The following is a 17,568-nucleotide window of genomic DNA, read 5'->3' as shown; positions in this document are numbered from 1 at the left end:
CAGGATGCGTCAGGACAGCCGGGGGCGGAAGCAGGTGCAGCCAGACACGATACTCAGTCCGCGCGAACTGGAAATTGCGCAAAGCTATGCGCGCGGGCAAACCTATCACGCGATTGCCGAGCGCCTGCACATCGCGCCTTCGACGGTGCGGACGCATCTCGCCGCGATCTACCGGAAGCTGGAAGTGTCCTCGAAGCTGGAACTTCGTGCCCGCCTGGACGGCGCCAGCCCGCCCGCCGAGACCCAAACCGACCATGGCGCCGTCATTTCAGAACTGGCTCTGAGCCTGGAGGAAGCCATCGGGCGCGAGCGGGCGCTCAGCGAGGTGTTGCGGATCATCAGCCGCTCGCGCGGCGACACCGAAGCCGTGATGGCGGCGATCCTGGGCCATGCACTGGAGCTGTGCGACGCGGAATTCGGCATCCTGTTCGAGTATCACGGCGACCGGCGGTTCTCGGCACGCTTCACGCGCGGCATCCCGCAAGGCTTTCGGGACTGGCTCGACCGACAGGGGGTTTTCGCGGTCGGCAAGGCGACCGGTCTCGGACGGATGGAAACGGTGCGGGACGTCGTCAACATCGTCGATGTCCGGTCCGAGGAACTTTACAGAACGGATGATCCGCTGCGCCTTGCGACGGCCGATCTGGGCGGGGCGCGCTCTTTCGTGGCAATCCCGATGCTGTCGGGCGACGGCCTGGTCGGTGCCTTCACCATTTACCGGCAGCAGGTCCGGCCGTTCAATGCGCAGGTGACTGCGCTGGCCCATACCTTTGCGGACCAGAGTGTCATCGCGCTCGACAATGCCCGCATGATCAGCGAACTGCGCGCGCTCGGCGCCAGGGCCGGCTGAGCGAATTGGCCGGAGACGATGGGGGTCACTCGGCAGCTTGCCTGCGCGACGCATAGTCCAGTCCGGCAACGACGCCGCGCAGCTCGGCCAGTCCCTTCAGCCGCCCAATCGCGGGATAGCCGGGCTGCGCCCGCCGGGACAGGTCGTCCAGAATGTCCTGTCCGTGATCCGGCCGGAAGGGGATGGAATGATCCGCACGGCCGCTCTGGCGGCGGTTTTCCTCCTCGGCAAGCACCGCCGCAATCAGAGCCGGCATGTCGACGTCGCCGCCGAGATGTTCCGATTCATGGAAAGACCCGAACACCGTGTCATGTTCCCGCTTTACATTGCGCAGATGCAGGAAATGAACATGCGCGCCGAGGCGCACCATCATGCCGGGAAGGTCGTTGTCGGCCCGGGCACCGAGCGATCCGGAGCAAAGAGTGATACCATTTGCCGGCAAATCAACCGACCTCACCAGACGCTGATAGTCCTCTTCCGTTGACATAATCCGAGGCAGTCCCAGGAGGCTATACGGCGGATCGTCCGGATGGCAGCAGAGACGCAGCCCAAGCCTCTCTGCATGCGGCACGACAAGTTCGAGAAACGCCGTCTGGTGCGCGCAGAGCGCCGCATGATCAAAAGGTTCATAGGCCGCCAGATGGGCGCGGATATCATCGAGCGTCAGCTGGTCGTTTCCGCCCGGCAACCCGCAGATGACATTGCCGACAAGCGCGGTCTTGAAGGTATCGTCCGTATCCGCGAACCGCTTGCGGGCGGCCTCTGCCACCTCCTCCGGAACGTCGGATGCCGCGCCTTGCCGCTTCAAGAGAAAGAGGTCGAACATGACGAAGTCGACCAGATCGAAACGCATGCATGTCGCCCGGTTGGAGACCTGATGGGCCAGGTCGGTCCGGGTCCAGTCAAGCAGCGGCATGAAGTTGTAGCAGATTACCTTCAGACCGGCCTCTGCGAGGTTGGTCAGGCTGGTCTTGTACGCTGCGACATGCTCCCGCCAATTGCCCGTCTGCCTCTTGATGTCCTCCGAGACCGGCAGGCTTTCAACGACCTCCCATTCCAGTGGCTCGGGCAAATGCGCCGTCTGGCTCCGGATCGCGGCCTGCCGCCTGGAAATCTCGTCCGGCGACCAGACGTCTCCCGGCGAAACATGATGCAATGCCGTCACGATCCCGCGGGCCCCAGCCTGGGCGACATCATCCAGCGAGACCTGATCTGCCGGTCCGAACCATCTCCATGTTTCGCGCAAGCCGGTTCCCTCCTATACCGTTGGATCAACGTGTAACCCATTTTTTGAAGGCTTGGCGGCCGCTTGTCAAATTTTTGTTGACTAGTATGGCAGTATGGCAGATAACCGCTCTGGGAGGACTTCTCGTGTTGAACGAAGTCGGAATCGATACGTGGCTTGACGATACGCTTGCGATTGCGCCGCAGGTGCGGCGCATATTGCGCGAACGGATCGTCAAGAATGACCTCCCGCCGGGCAGCAAGCTGTCCGAGGCAGAGATCGCCAAAAGCTATGGCATCAGCCGGCAGCCGGTTCGCGAAGCATTCATCAAGCTGGCCGAGGAGGGACTGCTCCTGATCCGGCCTCAGCGCAGCACGCTTGTCACCAGGATCGACTACCCGACCGTTCTGCAATCGCGGTTCGTTCGGGAAGCGGTCGAGGCCGACATCGTGCGATTGCTCGCACAGGATCCGCAGCCGGCCCTGATAAAGGAATTGCGATCGCAATTGCGGCATCAGGCCAAGATCGGAAAAGCGTCCTCAGCAGACTTCATCAATGAAGATGAAAGGTTCCACCGCACGCTTGCGGAAGCGGCCGGAAAGGACGTTGCGTGGCAGTTCGTGGAAGGTTTGAAAAGCCAGATGGACCGGGTCCGGTTCCTCAGCTTCGAGCTTTTTCCCTTTGCCACGCTGATCGATCAGCATACCGCCATTGTCGATCAGATAGATGCGGGGAAACCGGATGCAGCCTCCCAGCCGATGCGCAAACATCTGAACGAGATCCTCAAGACTCTGCCCCAGATCATAGAGAGAAATCAGGTCTATTTCGATCGCTGCGAGGATCTGGCGACCGACGGATCATCATCCAAACGGGAGTGAGAGTCATGACATTCAGAATTGGCAATTTCCTTGCAGCCTGCCTCGTGACGCAGTTCGTGGCCGGTGCGGCGGTGGCGCAGGACACCACACTGAAGCTGGGCCATCTGGCGAACGAACAGAATGCCTGGCACAAGGCGGCGGTCAAATTCGGCGAAGAGCTCTCCACCCTGACCGATGGCCGGATCGCGGTCGAAGTCTATCCGAACGAGTCGCTCGGCAAGGAAATCGATCTCATCAACGGCATGCAGCTCGGTACGGTCGACATGACGATCACCGGGGAAAGCCTCCAGAACTGGGCGCCGATGGCCGCTCTTCTCGCCGTGCCCTACGCCTATGCCTCGACCGAGCACATGGACGAGGTTGCATCAGGGGAAATCGGCGACCAGATCGAAGCCCAGATCATCGAGAAGGCGCAGATCCGGCCGATTGCCTATTTTGCGCGCGGACCGCGCAACCTCACATCAAACCGGGCCATCTCGGCTCCCGATCAGCTCGAAGGCCTGAAGATGCGCGTCCCCAACGTCCCTCTCTTCGTGGATGTCTGGAAATCGCTCGGCGCGGCGCCGACGCCGATGGCCTTTTCCGAAGTGTTCACGAGCCTGCAAAACGGCACCATCGGGGCGCAGGAAAACCCGCTTGCCCTGATCCGCTCCGCCAATTTCAACGAGGTTCAGTCCCATGTGAACCTGACCCAGCATGTCCGGTCCTGGATCTACCTGACGATCGCCGAATCGACCTGGCAAAATCTGAGCGCCGAAGACCAGGCGCTTGTTCTTGAAGCTGCAAAGCGCGCACAGGAATTCGAGCGCGGCCTCCTGGAAACCAGTCTCGCCGAGGATCGTGCCTACCTGGAAGAAAACGGCATGACCTTCGTCGAGGTTGACGGGGCAGCTTATGCGGCAGCGGCAAAGGACGCCGTTCTGGCCAACGTGAATGACGAGATCAAACCGATCGTGGAAGATCTCTTCAACAGCCAGAAGTAATTCCCTCCCCCAACTTGCCCGCCGCTGCTGTGAAGACAGCGGCGGGCCTTTCTGCGGGCCGTATCATGAAGCTCATCCTGCACGTCTACCGCGCGCTCGAACTGCTCTGCCGAACCGGGGTTCTGCTGGCGTTCATGGTGCTGATCATCGCGGTCCTCACCCAGGTTCTGGGCCGTGCAATCGGCGATTCCCCGGTCTGGACGGAGGAACTCACACGGTTTGCCCTGATCTACATGACCGCGCTGGGTGTCGGACTTGGGCTGATGAGCGGCGACCTCGTCAATGTCGACATCGTCTGCGACGCCCTGCCCGATCCGTGGCCGCGCATGCTGCGCTTCGTCGCCTCCCTGGCGACTGCAGGTCTTGCCGCAGTACTGCTACCGGGCGCCTGGAAATACGTTCAGATCGGACTGCTCCAGAAATCTCCGGCGATGGGCCTTCAAATGTCGTTTGTTCATTTCAGCGTTTTCCTGCTGTTTCTTCTGCTCCTGGTCTTTGCACTCATGCGCGCCGTTCTCACGCTCTTGCACCTCGATGATCCACGATTGAAGCAGGAGATCTGACCTTGGACGTGTTCGTTCTGTTTGCCGTCTTTATCGGCTCGCTCGTGATCGGTATCCCCGTTGCCATCGCCCTCGGGCTGTCGTCGCTCAGTTATCTTCTGGTCTCGGGCATCCCGCTCGTGGTCATCCCCCAGAAGGTCTACGCCGGAATCGACGTGTTCGTTCTGCTGAGCATCCCCGGTTTCATCCTGGCCGGAAACCTGATGAACAACGGCGGCATCACCGAACGGATCATCCGGTTCGCCAATGCACTGGTCGGCTGGGTCCGGGGCGGGCTGGGACTGACCAATATTGGTGCCTCGATGCTATTTGGCGGCATCACCGGCACGGCGGTCGCGGACGCGGCCTCCATTGGCGGTGTCATGATCCCCGGCATGAAAAAGGCCGGTTACCCGGCGGACTTCTCGGCAGCCGTCACCGCGGCGTCTTCCACGGTTGGACCGATCATCCCCCCGAGTGTCCCGATGATCATCGTCGGTGCCCTGAGCGGCATCTCCGTTGGCCAGATGTTCATGGCCGGGGCCATCCCGGGTCTGCTGATGGGCCTTGCAATGATGATCACCTGCTATGTGATCGCACGGCGGAACAACTTTCCGAGGGAACCGTGGCGGGGCACCGGCGAACTCGTCCGTGCCTTTGCGAGCGCCTTCTGGGCGATCGCGATGACGGGCATCATCATCTACGGTCTTCTGAGCGGCATCGCCACGCCCACGGAAACCGCAGTTGTCGCAAGCGTCTATGCCTTCATTGTCGGGGCGTTCGTCTACCGGGAACTTCCCTTGAAGAAGGTCCCGAAGATCATCGCGGACAGCGCCGTTTCAGCCGCCTCGATCCTGGCGCTGGTCGGCCTGGCCAACGTATTCGGCTGGATCCTGGTCTCCGAACGGATTCCTCAGGCCATTGCCGGCACCGTGCTTTCGATCACCGACAATCCCATTCTCGTCGTGCTGATCATCAATCTGCTGCTGCTCTTTGTCGGCATGTTCATGGAGACGATCGCCGCGCTGATCATCCTGTTCGTTCCGCTCCTGTCTCTCGCGCAGGCCGTCGGCATCGAGCCGCTGCATTTTGCGACCTTTGCCGTGCTGAACCTGATGATCGGACTGACCACACCGCCGGTCGGCGTCTGCCTGTTCGTCTGCGCCGGGATTGCAAGGTTGCCGCTGTCGCCGGTGGTCAGGGCCATTCTGCCCTTTCTCCTGAGCAACATCATCGTCCTCTTGCTGGTTTCGTTCGTCCCGGCCCTGGCGACCTGGCTGCCAAACCTCATATTCGGATAGGACCCGCCATGACGTCGCGCACCTGTGTGCTGCATGGTATCCACGACCTGCGGCTTGAATCGCACCCCGAACCGGTCACGGGCCCCGGCGACGTGAAAGTTTCTGTTCAGGCCGGCGGCATCTGCGGCTCCGATCTCCATTATTATCACCATGGCGGCTTCGGACCGGTCCGCGTCCGGGAACCGATCGCGATGGGGCACGAAGCTGCCGGCCGGGTGGTCGAGACCGGTGACGACGTCAATGCGGTTCATGTCGGAGATCTCGTCGCCATCAATCCGAGCCGGCCTTGCGGGAATTGTCTTTACTGCAAGGAAGGCAACCCGGTTCATTGCCTCGACATGCGGTTCATGGGATCCGCCTACCGGTTGCCCCATGAGCAGGGTCTGTTTCGGGAAAGGGTCGTGGTTCCGGAAACCCGGGTCTTCAGGTTCGGATTAAATGCCGACCCAGTTGAGGCCGCGTGCGCGGAACCGCTTGCCGTCTGCCTGCATGCACGGGCGCAGGCTCCGGATCTGAACGGAAAACGCGTTCTCGTGACCGGTGCAGGACCGATCGGGGCCCTGTGCGTTGCCGTGGCCAGGGACGCCGGAGCGCGCGAAATCGTTGCGACGGATCTGCAGGCGATGCCGCTCAGTGTCGCGAAACGGATGGGGGCGGACAAGACCGTAAACCTGGCAGAGGAACACGACGGGCTCGGTCCCTACATGGCTGACAAGGGGCAGTTCGATGTCGCGTTCGAATGTTCCGCCGCGGCGCCCGCAATCCGCGATGCGCTGGCCTGTCTCAGGCCGCGCGGCAGCTTGATTGCGGTCGGGGTCGCAGGAGATACCCCGATGCCGCTCAACCTGATCGTGAGCAAGGAAATCGTCGTCCGGGGGACGCACCGGTTTCACCCGGAATTCGCCGCCGCCGTCAAGGCAATCGACACCGGTACGATCGACGTGTCTCCAATCATCAGCCCGTCGTTCCCGCTGGAAAAGGCGGTCGAAGCCTTCGAACGGGCCGGAGACCGTGCACGCGCCATGAAGGTGCATATCTTCTTCAACGGTTACTCCGCCGATTGAATAATCACCCCTTGCGCAATTCACCAGGAGTTGAGCCGAGTTCCGCCTTCATGCGGTTCGTCATGTGCGCCTGGCTTGAAAAACCGGTTCGGAAAGCAACCTCCGCCAGTGGCAGGCTCGATTCCTGAATAAGGTCCCGCGCCCGTTCCACCCGCCGCCTTGCGAGATATTTCGAGGGTGAGAGGCCGATTTCCGTCTTGAAAACCCGTGTGAAATGGAACGGGCTCATGTCGATCGTCCGCGCAAGGTCGGTCAAGCGCAACGGGTCGCTGATGCGGTCTTCGATGAAATCGAGCACAGGCCGCATCGCGCAGCCGGGTTTGACCCGGCTGAGACTGGCGACGTGCCCGGAGCGGGAGCGCACAGCACGCAGCAGGCCAAGGCCCAGCAAATACGCCCGGCTGTCCATCTCGATGGACGTCGGCGGGTCTTCCGGATTGGCGGCTCGCTGAACATAGGCAGCTGCGTCACTTGCCGCCGCCGCGTCGAAAAGAGCGAAGAAATCGTCCGGCTCGGCAACCTCCGCGCCCTCAAGCTCGTCTGCAATCTCGCACAGAAGGCCCTGGTTGAAGTAAAAGTGGGCGTAGTCGACGATACCGGTCGACGAGAAGATCCCGGAGCTGTCCGGCTTCTGCAGCGACAATGCCCCCTGACTGGCGATCGACAAGCCGTCATTCAGGTCGAGACGGCGCGCATTTGCTCCGCCAATGTGATAGGTCAGGATATAATGCCCCACGCCTTCAAAGCGTGTGCCCGGGCCGAGACTGGCCTTGTGCCGAACCACCGGCATGTTCCATTGTTCCTCAATCCCGAACAGTTCCGGAATCGCATCTTTCTCACGGATCTGCCTGTATACGCGGCAGTGTTCAGGTTCGTTCTTAAAGGCGTGGCGACCCATTGTTCAGTCCATGTTGACGCGCTGTACGCGCACCGATTTCCAATCCGCAAATTCCTGTAAAACATATGCACGAAAGATGAAATAATTCCAGCTGGAAGCGCCTATCTCCCTTTTCGACCGAACCAGAAACCCTGTTCGCCCCAGAAGTTATGGAGATTTGAATGTCCGTCAAATTCGACGCCTCAAGCGCGCGGCACACCCAGATTCTCCTCATCGTCCATGAGACGCAGACGGCGTGCAGCGTTCGGTTCCTCAATCAACCTGGTCCAGAAACCTTGTCGGGAAATCTCTTTGGGTTCGGACGGCCAGGCACCGGAAACTCTGCAACCAAAATCATCCATTGAATCCTCGCAAAGGAGCTCATCGCATGTCTAAACTTGAAATGATTACGCCTGAAAACGCCGCACTTGTCCTGATCGATTTTCAACCGGCCATGTTCCAAGGCGTTGAAAGCCACGACCGCCTGTCGATTGTCCATAATGTGCAAACACTGGCCAAGGGTGCCAAGCTTTTCGGTCTTCCGACGATCATTTCCACGGTCGCCAAGGACAGCTTTTCAGGCCCGTTCATGCCGGAAGTAACGGATCTATTTCCAGAAACGGAAATCATTGACCGCACTTCGATCAATTCCTGGGTCGACGGCAACTTTCGTGCTGCCGTCAAGGCGACCGGGCGCAAGAAGATCGTCCTGGCCGGCCTTTGGACAGAGGCATGCGTCATGTTCCCAAGCCTCGATCTGCTAAACGAAGGCTACGAGGTTTATATTCCCGCCGACGCGTGTGGCGACGTTACACCCGAGGCACACGAGCGCGCCATGGATCGGCTGGTCCAGGCTGGTGCTGTTCCGATGAACTCGCTGCAGTTCATTTTTGAACTCCAACAGGATTGGGCTCGCGGCGAGACTTATGACGGTGTCATGGAAATCCTCAAGGCTCACACACCCTACGGTATCCAGGTGCGCTTTTCCAAATGGGCTCTTGGAGAACACGCATCGGAAGCGGGCGTTGCGGCCGAGTAAGCTGCTGTCCTGACAAGCCAGCGCTGGTTCGGCCAGCGCCGGCATTCCTTCCTTCAGTCCCTGTTTATTCGCACCGGCTGTCATCGGCATGCCGGACGGAGGTTTGTTATGCCAATCCAAAGACGTCAGTTCCTGCAAGGGGCGGCCGCCCTTCTTGGTTCGAGCGCCTTGACACCTGCCTACGCCCAGATCAATGGCGGTTTCGCGGACCTGGTCGTTCTCGACGGACGCATTACCACCATGGATCCGGCACGTCCGGAAGCCACAGCGCTCGCCGCGCGCGGCGGCCGGTTCATCGCCATCGGCGACGAAACCGATGTTGCACCGCTGATCGGGCCGTTCACGCAGGTCATCCGCGCCAACAAGAAACGCATCATCCCCGGCCTGATCGACAGTCACACGCACTCGATCCGCGGTGGCGTGAACTACAATCTCGAGGTTCGCTGGGATGCAGCGGACAGCCTGGAGGAAGCGCTTCACCTTCTGCGCCTGCAGGCGGACCGGACACCGGAAGGCCAGTTCATCCGCGTCGCGGGCGGCTTTTCGGAATTCCAGTTCAAGGAAAAGCGCCTGCCGACCATCGAGGAACTCGACAGTGTTGCACCGAACCATCCGGTTCTGATCCACTACCTGTACAAAATGACGCTGCTCAACAGCCGCGCAATCTCGTATTTCAACTACGATCAGGCCGATCATCCGACCTATCCGGGCGGCATCATCGAAAAGGACGAGACCGGCGCATCCACGGGCCGGCTGCTGGCCGCACCGTCCGGGCTCTTGATGTACAAGACCCTCAGCCAGGCGCCGAAGCTGTCGATCCGCGACCAGATCAACTCCTCCATGCAATACATGGACGAGCTGAATTCGCTCGGGATCACGTCCGTCTCGGATGCCGGTGGCGGCGGTATGGAGTTCCCGAATGCCGATCCCTACAAGGTCATCAATCACATGCACCGCGAAGGTCTGCTGACCACGCGGATCGGCTATCATACGTTCCCACAGGTCAAGGGCCGCGAGTTCGACGATTACACGGACTGGACGTCGCGTTTCACTCCGGGTACCGGCGACGACATGCTGAAGCTCGTGGGTGCGGGCGAAAACCTGACCTGGGCCTCCTACGACTACGAGATCTTCGGAGATCCGCGTCCGGAAATCGACCGTGATGCCGAGGAAATCCAGCACAAGATCATGACCCTGCTGGGAGAAAAAGGCTGGGCTTTCCGTCAGCACATCACCTATGACGAGACGGGTGACCGGCTGCTCAAGGTCTATGAGGACGTGGCCAGGGGTGCGGGCCTTGTCGACGGCTGGTTCATCGACCACGTGGAGACATTCTCTGAGCGGAACCTTGAGAGAATCGCGGAACTCGGCGGCGGAATCGCGCTGCAGAACCGCCTCCAGTTCCAGGCTGAGGACTTCGTGCGCAACTATGGCCCGGAAAAGCTCAAGAAGACACCAAACTTCCGATTCATCATGGATCTGGGCGTGCCGATGGGCGGAGGCACCGATGCGACCCGGGTGACCTCGTATAACCCCTGGTACTCGATCCAGTGGATGGCGACTGGTCTGTCGCGCGGCGGCATGCGGATGTACGACGACGCCAACCTGCTCACACGCGAGGAAGCATTGCGCGTGTGGACCGTCGGCTCTTCGTGGTTCACCGGGGACGGCGGCCGCAAGGGCGCGATCACCGAAGGCCAGCTGGCGGATTTCGCGATCCTCGACCGCGACTATTTCGCCGTGACCGACGCGGAAATCGGGCGCATCACCTCAGCCCTGACCGCCGTTGACGGCAAGGTCGTGTTCGCGAAGGACGATCTGGCGCATCACGACCTGCGGCACGTACCCCCGGTCAGCCCCGACTGGTCGCCGGTGATCACCTTTGGCGATACCCGGTCCTTGTAACAAAGCCATCGGGAGACCGGTTTGAGACACCGGTCTCCCGAAGACCTGAATTCCAATTTCCAGAGAGATCTCATGACCGAAGCAGACCTGATCCTAACCAACGGAAAAATCACGACCTTCGACGCGCAGGACCGGGTTGCCGAGGCCGTTGCAATTGCAGGCGAAAAGATCCTAGAGGTCGGGAGCGACCACGACATCATGCGGCTCAAGAGCAGCCACACGACCGTGATCGACCTCAAGGGCAAGCGCGTTATTCCGGGCCTGATAGACAGTCACACGCATATCATCCGGCAGGGCAACAATTTCGCCATGGAATTGAGGTGGGACCACGTTCCCTCGCTTGCGGACGGTCTTGCCATGCTCAAGGCCCAGGCTCAGCGGACACCGGCCGGGCAATGGATCCGCGTCGTCGGCGGCTGGTCCGCAGACCAGTTTGCCGAGCGCCGCTTGCCGACCATCGACGAGATCAATGCCGTTGCGCCGGATGTGCCCGTCTATGTGCTGCATCTCTACGACCGCGCCTGGCTGAACAAGGCGGCTCTTCGTGCGCTCGGGATCGACAGCCACTACTACGAGCCTTTCGTCTCGGGCCGGCTTGAGCGCGACGACAACGGCAACCCGACCGGCCTCGCCCTCGCACGGCCGAACGCGCAGCCGCTCTACGCGCTTCTCGACATGGCGCCGAAACTCGATTTCGAACAGCAGATCCTGTCGACGAAGCACTATTTCCGGGCCTTGAACGGACTTGGCCTGACGTCCGCGCTCGACTGCGCCGGCGGCTTTCTCAACTACCCGGACGATTACGGTGTCATCACCGAGTTGAACCGGCGGGGCGAACAGACCGTGCGCATCGGCTATCAACTGTTCGCACAGCGGCCGCTTTTCGAGCTCGACGACTTCAAGCGCTGGCATGACATGGTGAAGCCGGATCAGGGCAACTCCTATCTCAAGTGTGTCGGCGCCGGTGAAATGCTGGTCGCATCGGCCTATGATTTCGAGGACTTCTCCTATCCGCGCCCCGAATTGCCAAAGCGCATGGAGGGTGATCTCAGGCCGGTTCTGGAGTTCCTCCTGGAGAACCGGTGGCCGATCCGCTTCCACTGCACATACGAGGAAAGTGCGCACCGCCTACTCACGGTGCTCGAGGAGGTTGGCCGCGACAGGGCTCTTGAGGAACTCAACTGGATCTTTGATCACGGTGAGACGATCTCGGAAAAGACGATGGAGTGGGTCGCTCGCCTGGGCGGTGGTATCTCCTACCAGAACCGCATTGCCTTCCAGGCAACGGCTTATCGCGAGCGCTACGGTGAAGACGCATTGAGGGACGTCATGCCGGTCCGCAAGATGATGGCCTCCGGCGTGCCAATTGCCGCAGGAACCGACGCCACGCGCGTGTCGTCCTACAACCCCTGGCTCGCCATTCACTGGGCGGTCTCGGGCAAGGGACGCGGCGGCGACATCATCTGGGCGGCGGAAAACCGGTTGAGCCGCGAGGACGCCTTGCGCCACTGGACTGCAGCCGGTGCCTGGTTCAGCCGCGAAGACGGCATCAAGGGTCAGATCACGGCCGGTCAGCTTGCCGACCTTGCCGTGCTCGACCGGGATTACTTTGCCGTCGAGGAAGGTGAAATTACCGAGATCACCTCAGATCTGACACTGTCGGGTGGAAAGATTGTCCATGCCAAGGGCACGCTATCCGAGTATGCACCACCGCCGCTGGCTGAATTGCCGGACTGGTCGCCCGTACCGTTCTTCGGTGCCCCCGGCGCTCCGGCAAACACCCTGAGCTTCGCTTGAGCCTGAAGGAGACAGACATGAATTACACACCCTACCTCGTTTCCCTTGGCATCGGGCTCGGTGTTGGCGTGCTCTACGCTCTCCTGGGCACGCGTTCGCCGGCACCGCCCGTCATCGCCCTGCTCGGTCTTCTGGGCATGCTGATCGGGGAAACGGCGGTCTCCTGGGCAAAATCGAAATTCACGGTTCAGGAAGCTGCCGCGCATTGCCTCCACGACAAGTCGTTCGCGACGGCAAAGTCCGGGACTGCGGGCGGCACGCGCGAAATGCCCGCGCGCAATCGCACCTGAGCAAGGCAAGAGACATGACCAACAAACCGTTGCACCACAAAACCAGGCCCTTCGGCGTTCTGGTTTTCCTTTGCGTTCTCCTTATCGCTTCTCCAACGCTGGCTGAAGATCTTGTATTCGTGGGAACCGTCGAGGTGCGTGAAACCGCCGTTCTGTCCGCAGGAACCGATGGTCAACTCACCGAAATCCTGTTTCAGGGCGGAGAGCTGGTCAGCGAAGGACAGGCGCTGATGCGTCAGGACACGCGCACGCTGGACATCGATGTGCAGATGGCCGAAGCGCAGTTGAAAGCCGCAGATGCGCAGCTGGCAGCGGCGCAGCAACGGGCCTCCCGGTTGATAACCCTTTCGGAGCGCAAAGTTGCCTCGAATGCCAGCCTGGACGACGCCACGGCACTGCTTGCCGCAGCCGAAGCGGGGCGCATGATTGCTGTCGCCCAGTTGAACCGGGCAGAGCTGGAGCTCGATAAGGCGACAATCCGCGCGCCAATCGCCGGTATCATCAGCCGCCCGTCCGCCGCTCTCGGCGCTTTTCTGGAAGCGGAGGCCGGTCCGCCGCTCGCGCGGATCGTGCAACTGGACCCTGTGCTCGTGGCCTACAAGGTGCCTTACGAAACGCGTCTCGCGACGCTTCGGGCCACCGGGGCAACGACACTGGAGGACTTGTTCCCGAAGCTGTCCCTGACGGTCACGCTGCAAAGCGGTGAAACAGTCGCTTCCGGCCTCAGGCCCGAATTTGCAGGCGCGACCGTTGAAGAGGCGAGCGGTGCGCTGACCGTCTTTACCCTGGTCCCGAACCCGGAGCGGACCCTGCGCCCCGGCATGACCGTGACCGTCACCGCCGACCTTCAACAAGACTAAGCGCGCCGGCCTGTTGCCGCCGTTGCCCGACTAAATCTGCAAGAACCAAGCGAGCCCGGAGCGTTTCCATGTCTACCAACGTTGAACAGAAACCGGTGACCGCCCGGGAAGGTGGTGCGTGGGCACCGTTTCAGTCGCTCCCCTTTGCCATGTTGTGGACAGCAACCGTCGTTTCCAACGTGGGGACATGGATGCATGATGTCGGGGCCGGCTGGCTGATGACGACACTGTCTCCCAGCCCGGTAATGGTTTCGCTGGTGCAGGCTGCGACCACCCTGCCCGTCTTCCTGTTCGCCCTGGTGGCTGGCGCTGTTGCCGACATAGTCGACCGGCGGCGGCTCCTGCTGGTGGTCAATTTGCTTATGGGCGTTGTCGCCGGTCTATTTGCCGTTGTCGTTGCCAGCGGACAGGCGACCGTCGAACTCCTGCTGCTCTTCACCTTCCTGCTCGGAACCGGCGCCGCCTTCGTCGCGCCCGCCTGGCAGGCGATTGTGCCAAGTCTTGTTCCCAGGAAGGACCTGTCGTCGGCCGTCGCCCTCAATTCGATGGGGATCAATATCAGCCGCGCAATCGGCCCGGCGCTCGCCGGCGTTCTGATAACGGCCGTTGGCCTGGCGTCTCCCTTCGCCCTCAACGCGCTCAGCTTTGTCGGCATTCTTGCCGCTCTGGTCTTCTGGAAGCCAGAGCACAAAACCGAAAGGCGACTGCCGCCCGAACCGGTCTTCAGCGCCATACAGACAGGTGTGCGCTATGCGCTGCACAGTCCCGCGCTCAAGTCGACGCTCCTGCGCGCCATCGCCTTCTTCCTGTTTGCGAGCGCCTATTGGGCCATGCTGCCGCTAATCGCAAAGGACCTGCTCTCAGGCGGCCCCGGACTTTACGGAATGCTGCTCGGCTGTGTGGGGGGCGGCGCAGTCCTCGGGGCCCTTTTCCTGCCGAAGATCCGCAAGCGGCTCGGAGCCGACGACACGGTCGCGGCGGGAACAATCGGAACGGCGCTGGTCCTCGCGGTGTTCGCGCTGGTTCCCTCCGCCATCGCCGGCTATGCGGTCTCCCTGCTTGCCGGCTTCTCATGGATCGCCGTGCTTTCCAGCCTGAATGTCTCGGCCCAGGCGTCCTTGCCCGAGTGGGTGCGCGCGCGCGGGCTTTCCATTTACCTCACGGTTTTCTTCGGTTCCATGAGCCTTGGCAGCGTGATCTGGGGACAGGTAGCCGCGATCGCGGGAATCCCGGCGGCTCTCCTGGCGGCAGCCGTTGTCCTGGTGGTGATGCTGGCTCTGGTGCGCCGGGTGCCGCTGACTTCGGTCGGTTCGCTTGACCTGACGCCCTCGGCACATTGGCCGGCGCCGATTGTTTCAGACGAACTTGCCGCGGACAGAGGGCCGGTAATGATCCTGATCGACTATCACGTGAAGGCGGCCGACACCGATGCCTTCGTGACCGCATTGCGCAGGTTTTCCGCGCAGCGCCGGCGTGACGGAGCTGTCGACTGGAATTTGTTTCAGGACGCGGAAAATGCGGAGCACTGGACGGAGAGCTTTATCGTTTCAAGCTGGCTCGATCACCTGCGCCAGCATGACCGCGTGACCCGGACAGACGCGGACCTGCAGGATGAGGTGCGTAAATTCCATCAAGGCCCGGACGCTCCGAGGGTCCGACACCTGATCGCGCCGGCCGCTTGACCCCCAGATACCAACCTTAAAAAAGTAAGACCCTATCAGACCGGGACATGAGAGTGTTCCGCGAGGAGCGTGTCGCGGGACGATGTGGAGCATCGGCCAAGATGCGCGACACGGCGGAACGCTCTCATATCGCAGCCTCCGGTGGTCTTTTCCGGGACGACCTGCCCCCGGGCGCGCGCCTCCTGTCCGACGGCTGGACCATTACCTGAGCGAACAGGCTCAGTGCGCCCTGACAGTGGTTCCACGCTGTTTCAGCACGGCGCCGCAGACTTCCATCTGTTGCGCAAGCTCCCTTTTGGCCCGGCCGGGGTGTTGCGTCCGTCCGAGTCTTTCCGGCTTTACATTTCTTTACACTCGCGAAGAACGCGAGAAACCGAGGCGGTCTATTTCCTACGGTATCGGGACGCTGCAATCGCCCGCTGACTGCCGGAAAACACCCAGCCCCCACTCTTGGGGTTTTCCGGCAGTGCCAACAAGGAAAACGACCTCATGATCGAGACCCTCCGGATACGCCTTCACCGTGCCGGTATAGCGACCGCCGCACTCATCCTGGCTTTGGCCCTGACGGCCGGACACAGTCTTGCGCAGCAAGTGCCTGCGCCGCCAAGACCGGCTGATCTTGCTGCGAAGCTCAGCCTGTCACCCGAACAGACCCCCGTCTTCATCTCCATCATGGACACCCACTTCGCCGAGACGAAAGCGCTCCTGGCAAGACACGGTGTCGACCCTTCAAAGGGACGGCCGTCGTTTCAGGTCATGCGAAAACTGCGCGCTGAAATGATGCAGAACCAGCGCGAGCTTGAGACCGAGCTTTCAGCGGTGCTGACACCTCAGCAGATGCACATACTGAAGGAAATCGCGCCTCGTGGAAGGCGCAACTAGACACGCGGAAGCGACCCCTCTCTGCCCCCCCCCGACCAACCCGAAAGGACCCTGACATGCTTCGGAAACTGGAAAACCTGCGCCTGAAAACGGCAACCCCGCGCACAAGCCGGCTCATCGCGGCCTGCCTGATCAGCACCGGAATCCTGACGGGGTCGGCAATCAGCGTCAACAGCGCTTCCAAGGCCATTGCCGCGCCCGCCCTGAACAGCCAAGTTGCCGGTTCCGTTCAAGCTGGCGGCCTACCGGACATTCACGGCATCAGCTGGCGCAAGGCCCGTGGCGGACCCGGCATGCTGCTCAGGCTGAGCGATGAGGAAATCAAGGAACGCATCACGCGTGTGGTTCGCCATGTCGCGATCGAGATCGACGCGACACAGGAGCAGGTGGATGAAATCATCGGCATCGTGACCCCGGTCGCACTTGACCTGAAGGCGATGCGCATGGACATGTCCGGCGTTGGGGAAGAGCTTCGCGAGTTGCTGCTGGCCCAGGAGGTCGACCGTTTCGCCGTCGAGGCTCTCCGCGCCGAGAAACTCGCACTTGCCGACGAGGTGAGCAAGACGCTGACCGGCATGATGATCGAGGTCGCGGATGTTCTGTCACCGGAACAGCGCAGCCAACTTGACGAGCGCATCAAGGAGTTCCGTGCTATGCGTCCGGGGTTCCGTCACCACTAACGAGGACGAAGCGCGCCGTAAGATGACGCAGCACATCCTTCTCATTGAAGACGATGCCCGGCTTGCCGAGATGGTTCAGGACTATCTCGGCGCGTCGGGTTTCAGCGTGTCGATCGCGCCGACAGGTCAGCAGGGCCTCGACCTGCAGAAACGGAACCGTTTCGACGCAATCCTCCTCGACATAATGCTGCCCGATATCGACGGGCTTGAGGTATGCCGCATCCTGCGGGCGACCGACCAGACACCGATCCTGATGCTTACGGCGAAGGGAGAACCCATGGACCGCATCATCGGGCTGGAACTCGGCGCGGACGATTACCTGCCCAAGCCCTTCGAGCCGAGGGAATTGCTTGCCCGCCTCAAGGCGATCCTGAGGCGTGGTCCGGTCGAGCCGGACCGGCAGATCTTCCGGTTCGGCCGGCTCGAAATCGACGGGTCGGCGATGGAGGCGCGGATCGACGGCAGGGCCTGCAACCTCACCGCCCACCAGTTCCAGTTGCTGGAGATCCTTGCCAGCAGGGCCGGCCGCGTTCTTTCAAGGGACATGATCATGGACCTCTTGAAGGGTGAAAGCCTCGCGGCCTTCGACCGGTCGATCGACGTCCACGTCTCACGGATACGGGCCGAAATCGAAGACGATCCGAACAAACCGCGCCGGCTGATCACCGTGCGCGGCGCCGGCTATGTCTTCGCCCGGGCACAGGACTGACGCG

Annotated in this window: 18 protein-coding genes; 16 read left to right on the top strand and 2 right to left on the bottom strand. The window is 61.4% G+C overall.

Annotation, left to right across the window (positions count from 1 at the left end):
* The first annotated feature begins 34 nt into the window (after positions 1 to 34).
* On the top strand, positions 35 to 850 hold the full coding sequence (locus tag ACO07N_RS11290; protein WP_421981107.1) for a LuxR C-terminal-related transcriptional regulator: 816 nt from the start codon (positions 35 to 37) through the stop codon (positions 848 to 850).
* A gap of 25 nt (positions 851 to 875) precedes the next feature.
* On the opposite strand, the gene uxuA is transcribed toward ACO07N_RS11290, so the two are convergent.
* The gene (gene uxuA, locus ACO07N_RS11285; RefSeq protein WP_421981106.1) at positions 876 to 2,096 is read right to left on the bottom strand and encodes a mannonate dehydratase; all 1,221 of its coding nucleotides are present in this window, start codon (positions 2,094 to 2,096) and stop codon (positions 876 to 878) included.
* A gap of 128 nt (positions 2,097 to 2,224) precedes the next feature.
* On the opposite strand from uxuA, the gene ACO07N_RS11280 reads away from it, so the two are divergent.
* The 5 genes from ACO07N_RS11280 (at position 2,225) to ACO07N_RS11260 (ending at position 6,843) form a co-directional block, all read left to right on the top strand.
* Positions 2,225 to 2,953, top strand: a complete 729-nt coding sequence (locus ACO07N_RS11280) for a GntR family transcriptional regulator (RefSeq protein WP_421981105.1) — start codon at positions 2,225 to 2,227, stop codon at positions 2,951 to 2,953.
* A 5-nt stretch (positions 2,954 to 2,958) separates the two neighbouring features.
* On the top strand, positions 2,959 to 3,936 hold the full coding sequence (locus tag ACO07N_RS11275; protein ID WP_421981104.1) for a TRAP transporter substrate-binding protein: 978 nt from the start codon (positions 2,959 to 2,961) through the stop codon (positions 3,934 to 3,936).
* Positions 3,937 to 4,001: 65 nt separating this feature from the next.
* Positions 4,002 to 4,499, top strand: a complete 498-nt coding sequence (locus ACO07N_RS11270; protein WP_421981103.1) for a TRAP transporter small permease — start codon at positions 4,002 to 4,004, stop codon at positions 4,497 to 4,499.
* An 8-nt stretch (positions 4,500 to 4,507) separates the two neighbouring features.
* Positions 4,508 to 5,779, top strand: a complete 1,272-nt coding sequence (locus tag ACO07N_RS11265) for a TRAP transporter large permease (protein WP_421984417.1) — start codon at positions 4,508 to 4,510, stop codon at positions 5,777 to 5,779.
* Between the two features lie 8 nt (positions 5,780 to 5,787).
* Positions 5,788 to 6,843, top strand: coding sequence for an L-idonate 5-dehydrogenase (locus ACO07N_RS11260; RefSeq protein ID WP_421981102.1), 1,056 nt, complete (start codon positions 5,788 to 5,790; stop codon positions 6,841 to 6,843).
* A gap of 4 nt (positions 6,844 to 6,847) precedes the next feature.
* Here ACO07N_RS11260 and ACO07N_RS11255 read toward each other — a convergent pair whose 3' ends face one another.
* Positions 6,848 to 7,633 carry a helix-turn-helix domain-containing protein gene (locus ACO07N_RS11255; RefSeq protein ID WP_421981101.1) on the bottom strand — a complete coding sequence of 262 codons (786 nt, stop codon included), beginning with the start codon at positions 7,631 to 7,633 and terminating at the stop codon, positions 6,848 to 6,850.
* Positions 7,634 to 8,108: 475 nt separating this feature from the next.
* Here ACO07N_RS11255 and ACO07N_RS11250 point away from each other — a divergent pair, with 475 nt between their 5' ends.
* The 10 genes from ACO07N_RS11250 (at position 8,109) to ACO07N_RS11205 (ending at position 17,564) form a co-directional block, all read left to right on the top strand.
* Entirely contained in the window at positions 8,109 to 8,759 is a 651-nt protein-coding gene (locus ACO07N_RS11250; protein ID WP_421981100.1) for a hydrolase, read from the top strand.
* Between the two features lie 108 nt (positions 8,760 to 8,867).
* Positions 8,868 to 10,664 (top strand): amidohydrolase, encoded by a 1,797-nt coding sequence (locus ACO07N_RS11245; protein ID WP_421981099.1) that lies wholly within the window; start codon positions 8,868 to 8,870, stop codon positions 10,662 to 10,664.
* A 72-nt stretch (positions 10,665 to 10,736) separates the two neighbouring features.
* Positions 10,737 to 12,461, top strand: a complete 1,725-nt coding sequence (locus tag ACO07N_RS11240; RefSeq protein WP_421981098.1) for an amidohydrolase — start codon at positions 10,737 to 10,739, stop codon at positions 12,459 to 12,461.
* A 17-nt stretch (positions 12,462 to 12,478) separates the two neighbouring features.
* The gene (locus ACO07N_RS11235) at positions 12,479 to 12,751 is read left to right on the top strand and encodes a DUF1427 family protein (protein WP_421981097.1); all 273 of its coding nucleotides are present in this window, start codon (positions 12,479 to 12,481) and stop codon (positions 12,749 to 12,751) included.
* Between the two features lie 14 nt (positions 12,752 to 12,765).
* Positions 12,766 to 13,611: an efflux RND transporter periplasmic adaptor subunit gene (locus tag ACO07N_RS11230; protein WP_421981096.1), complete on the top strand. Its 846-nt coding sequence runs from the start codon at positions 12,766 to 12,768 to the stop codon at positions 13,609 to 13,611.
* Positions 13,612 to 13,679: 68 nt separating this feature from the next.
* Positions 13,680 to 15,293: an MFS transporter gene (locus ACO07N_RS11225; protein ID WP_421981095.1), complete on the top strand. Its 1,614-nt coding sequence runs from the start codon at positions 13,680 to 13,682 to the stop codon at positions 15,291 to 15,293.
* A 47-nt stretch (positions 15,294 to 15,340) separates the two neighbouring features.
* Positions 15,341 to 15,502, top strand: coding sequence for a hypothetical protein (locus ACO07N_RS11220; RefSeq protein WP_421981094.1), 162 nt, complete (start codon positions 15,341 to 15,343; stop codon positions 15,500 to 15,502).
* 280 nt (positions 15,503 to 15,782) lie between these two features.
* Complete coding sequence (locus ACO07N_RS11215) at positions 15,783 to 16,175, top strand: hypothetical protein (protein WP_421981093.1); 393 nt, start codon at positions 15,783 to 15,785, stop codon at positions 16,173 to 16,175.
* Positions 16,176 to 16,231: 56 nt separating this feature from the next.
* Positions 16,232 to 16,855: a Spy/CpxP family protein refolding chaperone gene (locus ACO07N_RS11210; RefSeq protein ID WP_421981092.1), complete on the top strand. Its 624-nt coding sequence runs from the start codon at positions 16,232 to 16,234 to the stop codon at positions 16,853 to 16,855.
* A 22-nt stretch (positions 16,856 to 16,877) separates the two neighbouring features.
* Entirely contained in the window at positions 16,878 to 17,564 is a 687-nt protein-coding gene (locus ACO07N_RS11205; RefSeq protein ID WP_421981091.1) for a response regulator, read from the top strand.
* Positions 17,565 to 17,568 lie beyond the last annotated feature (4 nt).

The organism is Roseibium sp., assembly GCF_965229775.1.
Lineage (GTDB): Bacteria > Pseudomonadota > Alphaproteobacteria > Rhizobiales > Stappiaceae > Roseibium.
This window is presented reverse-complemented; position numbering and strand designations above follow the sequence as displayed.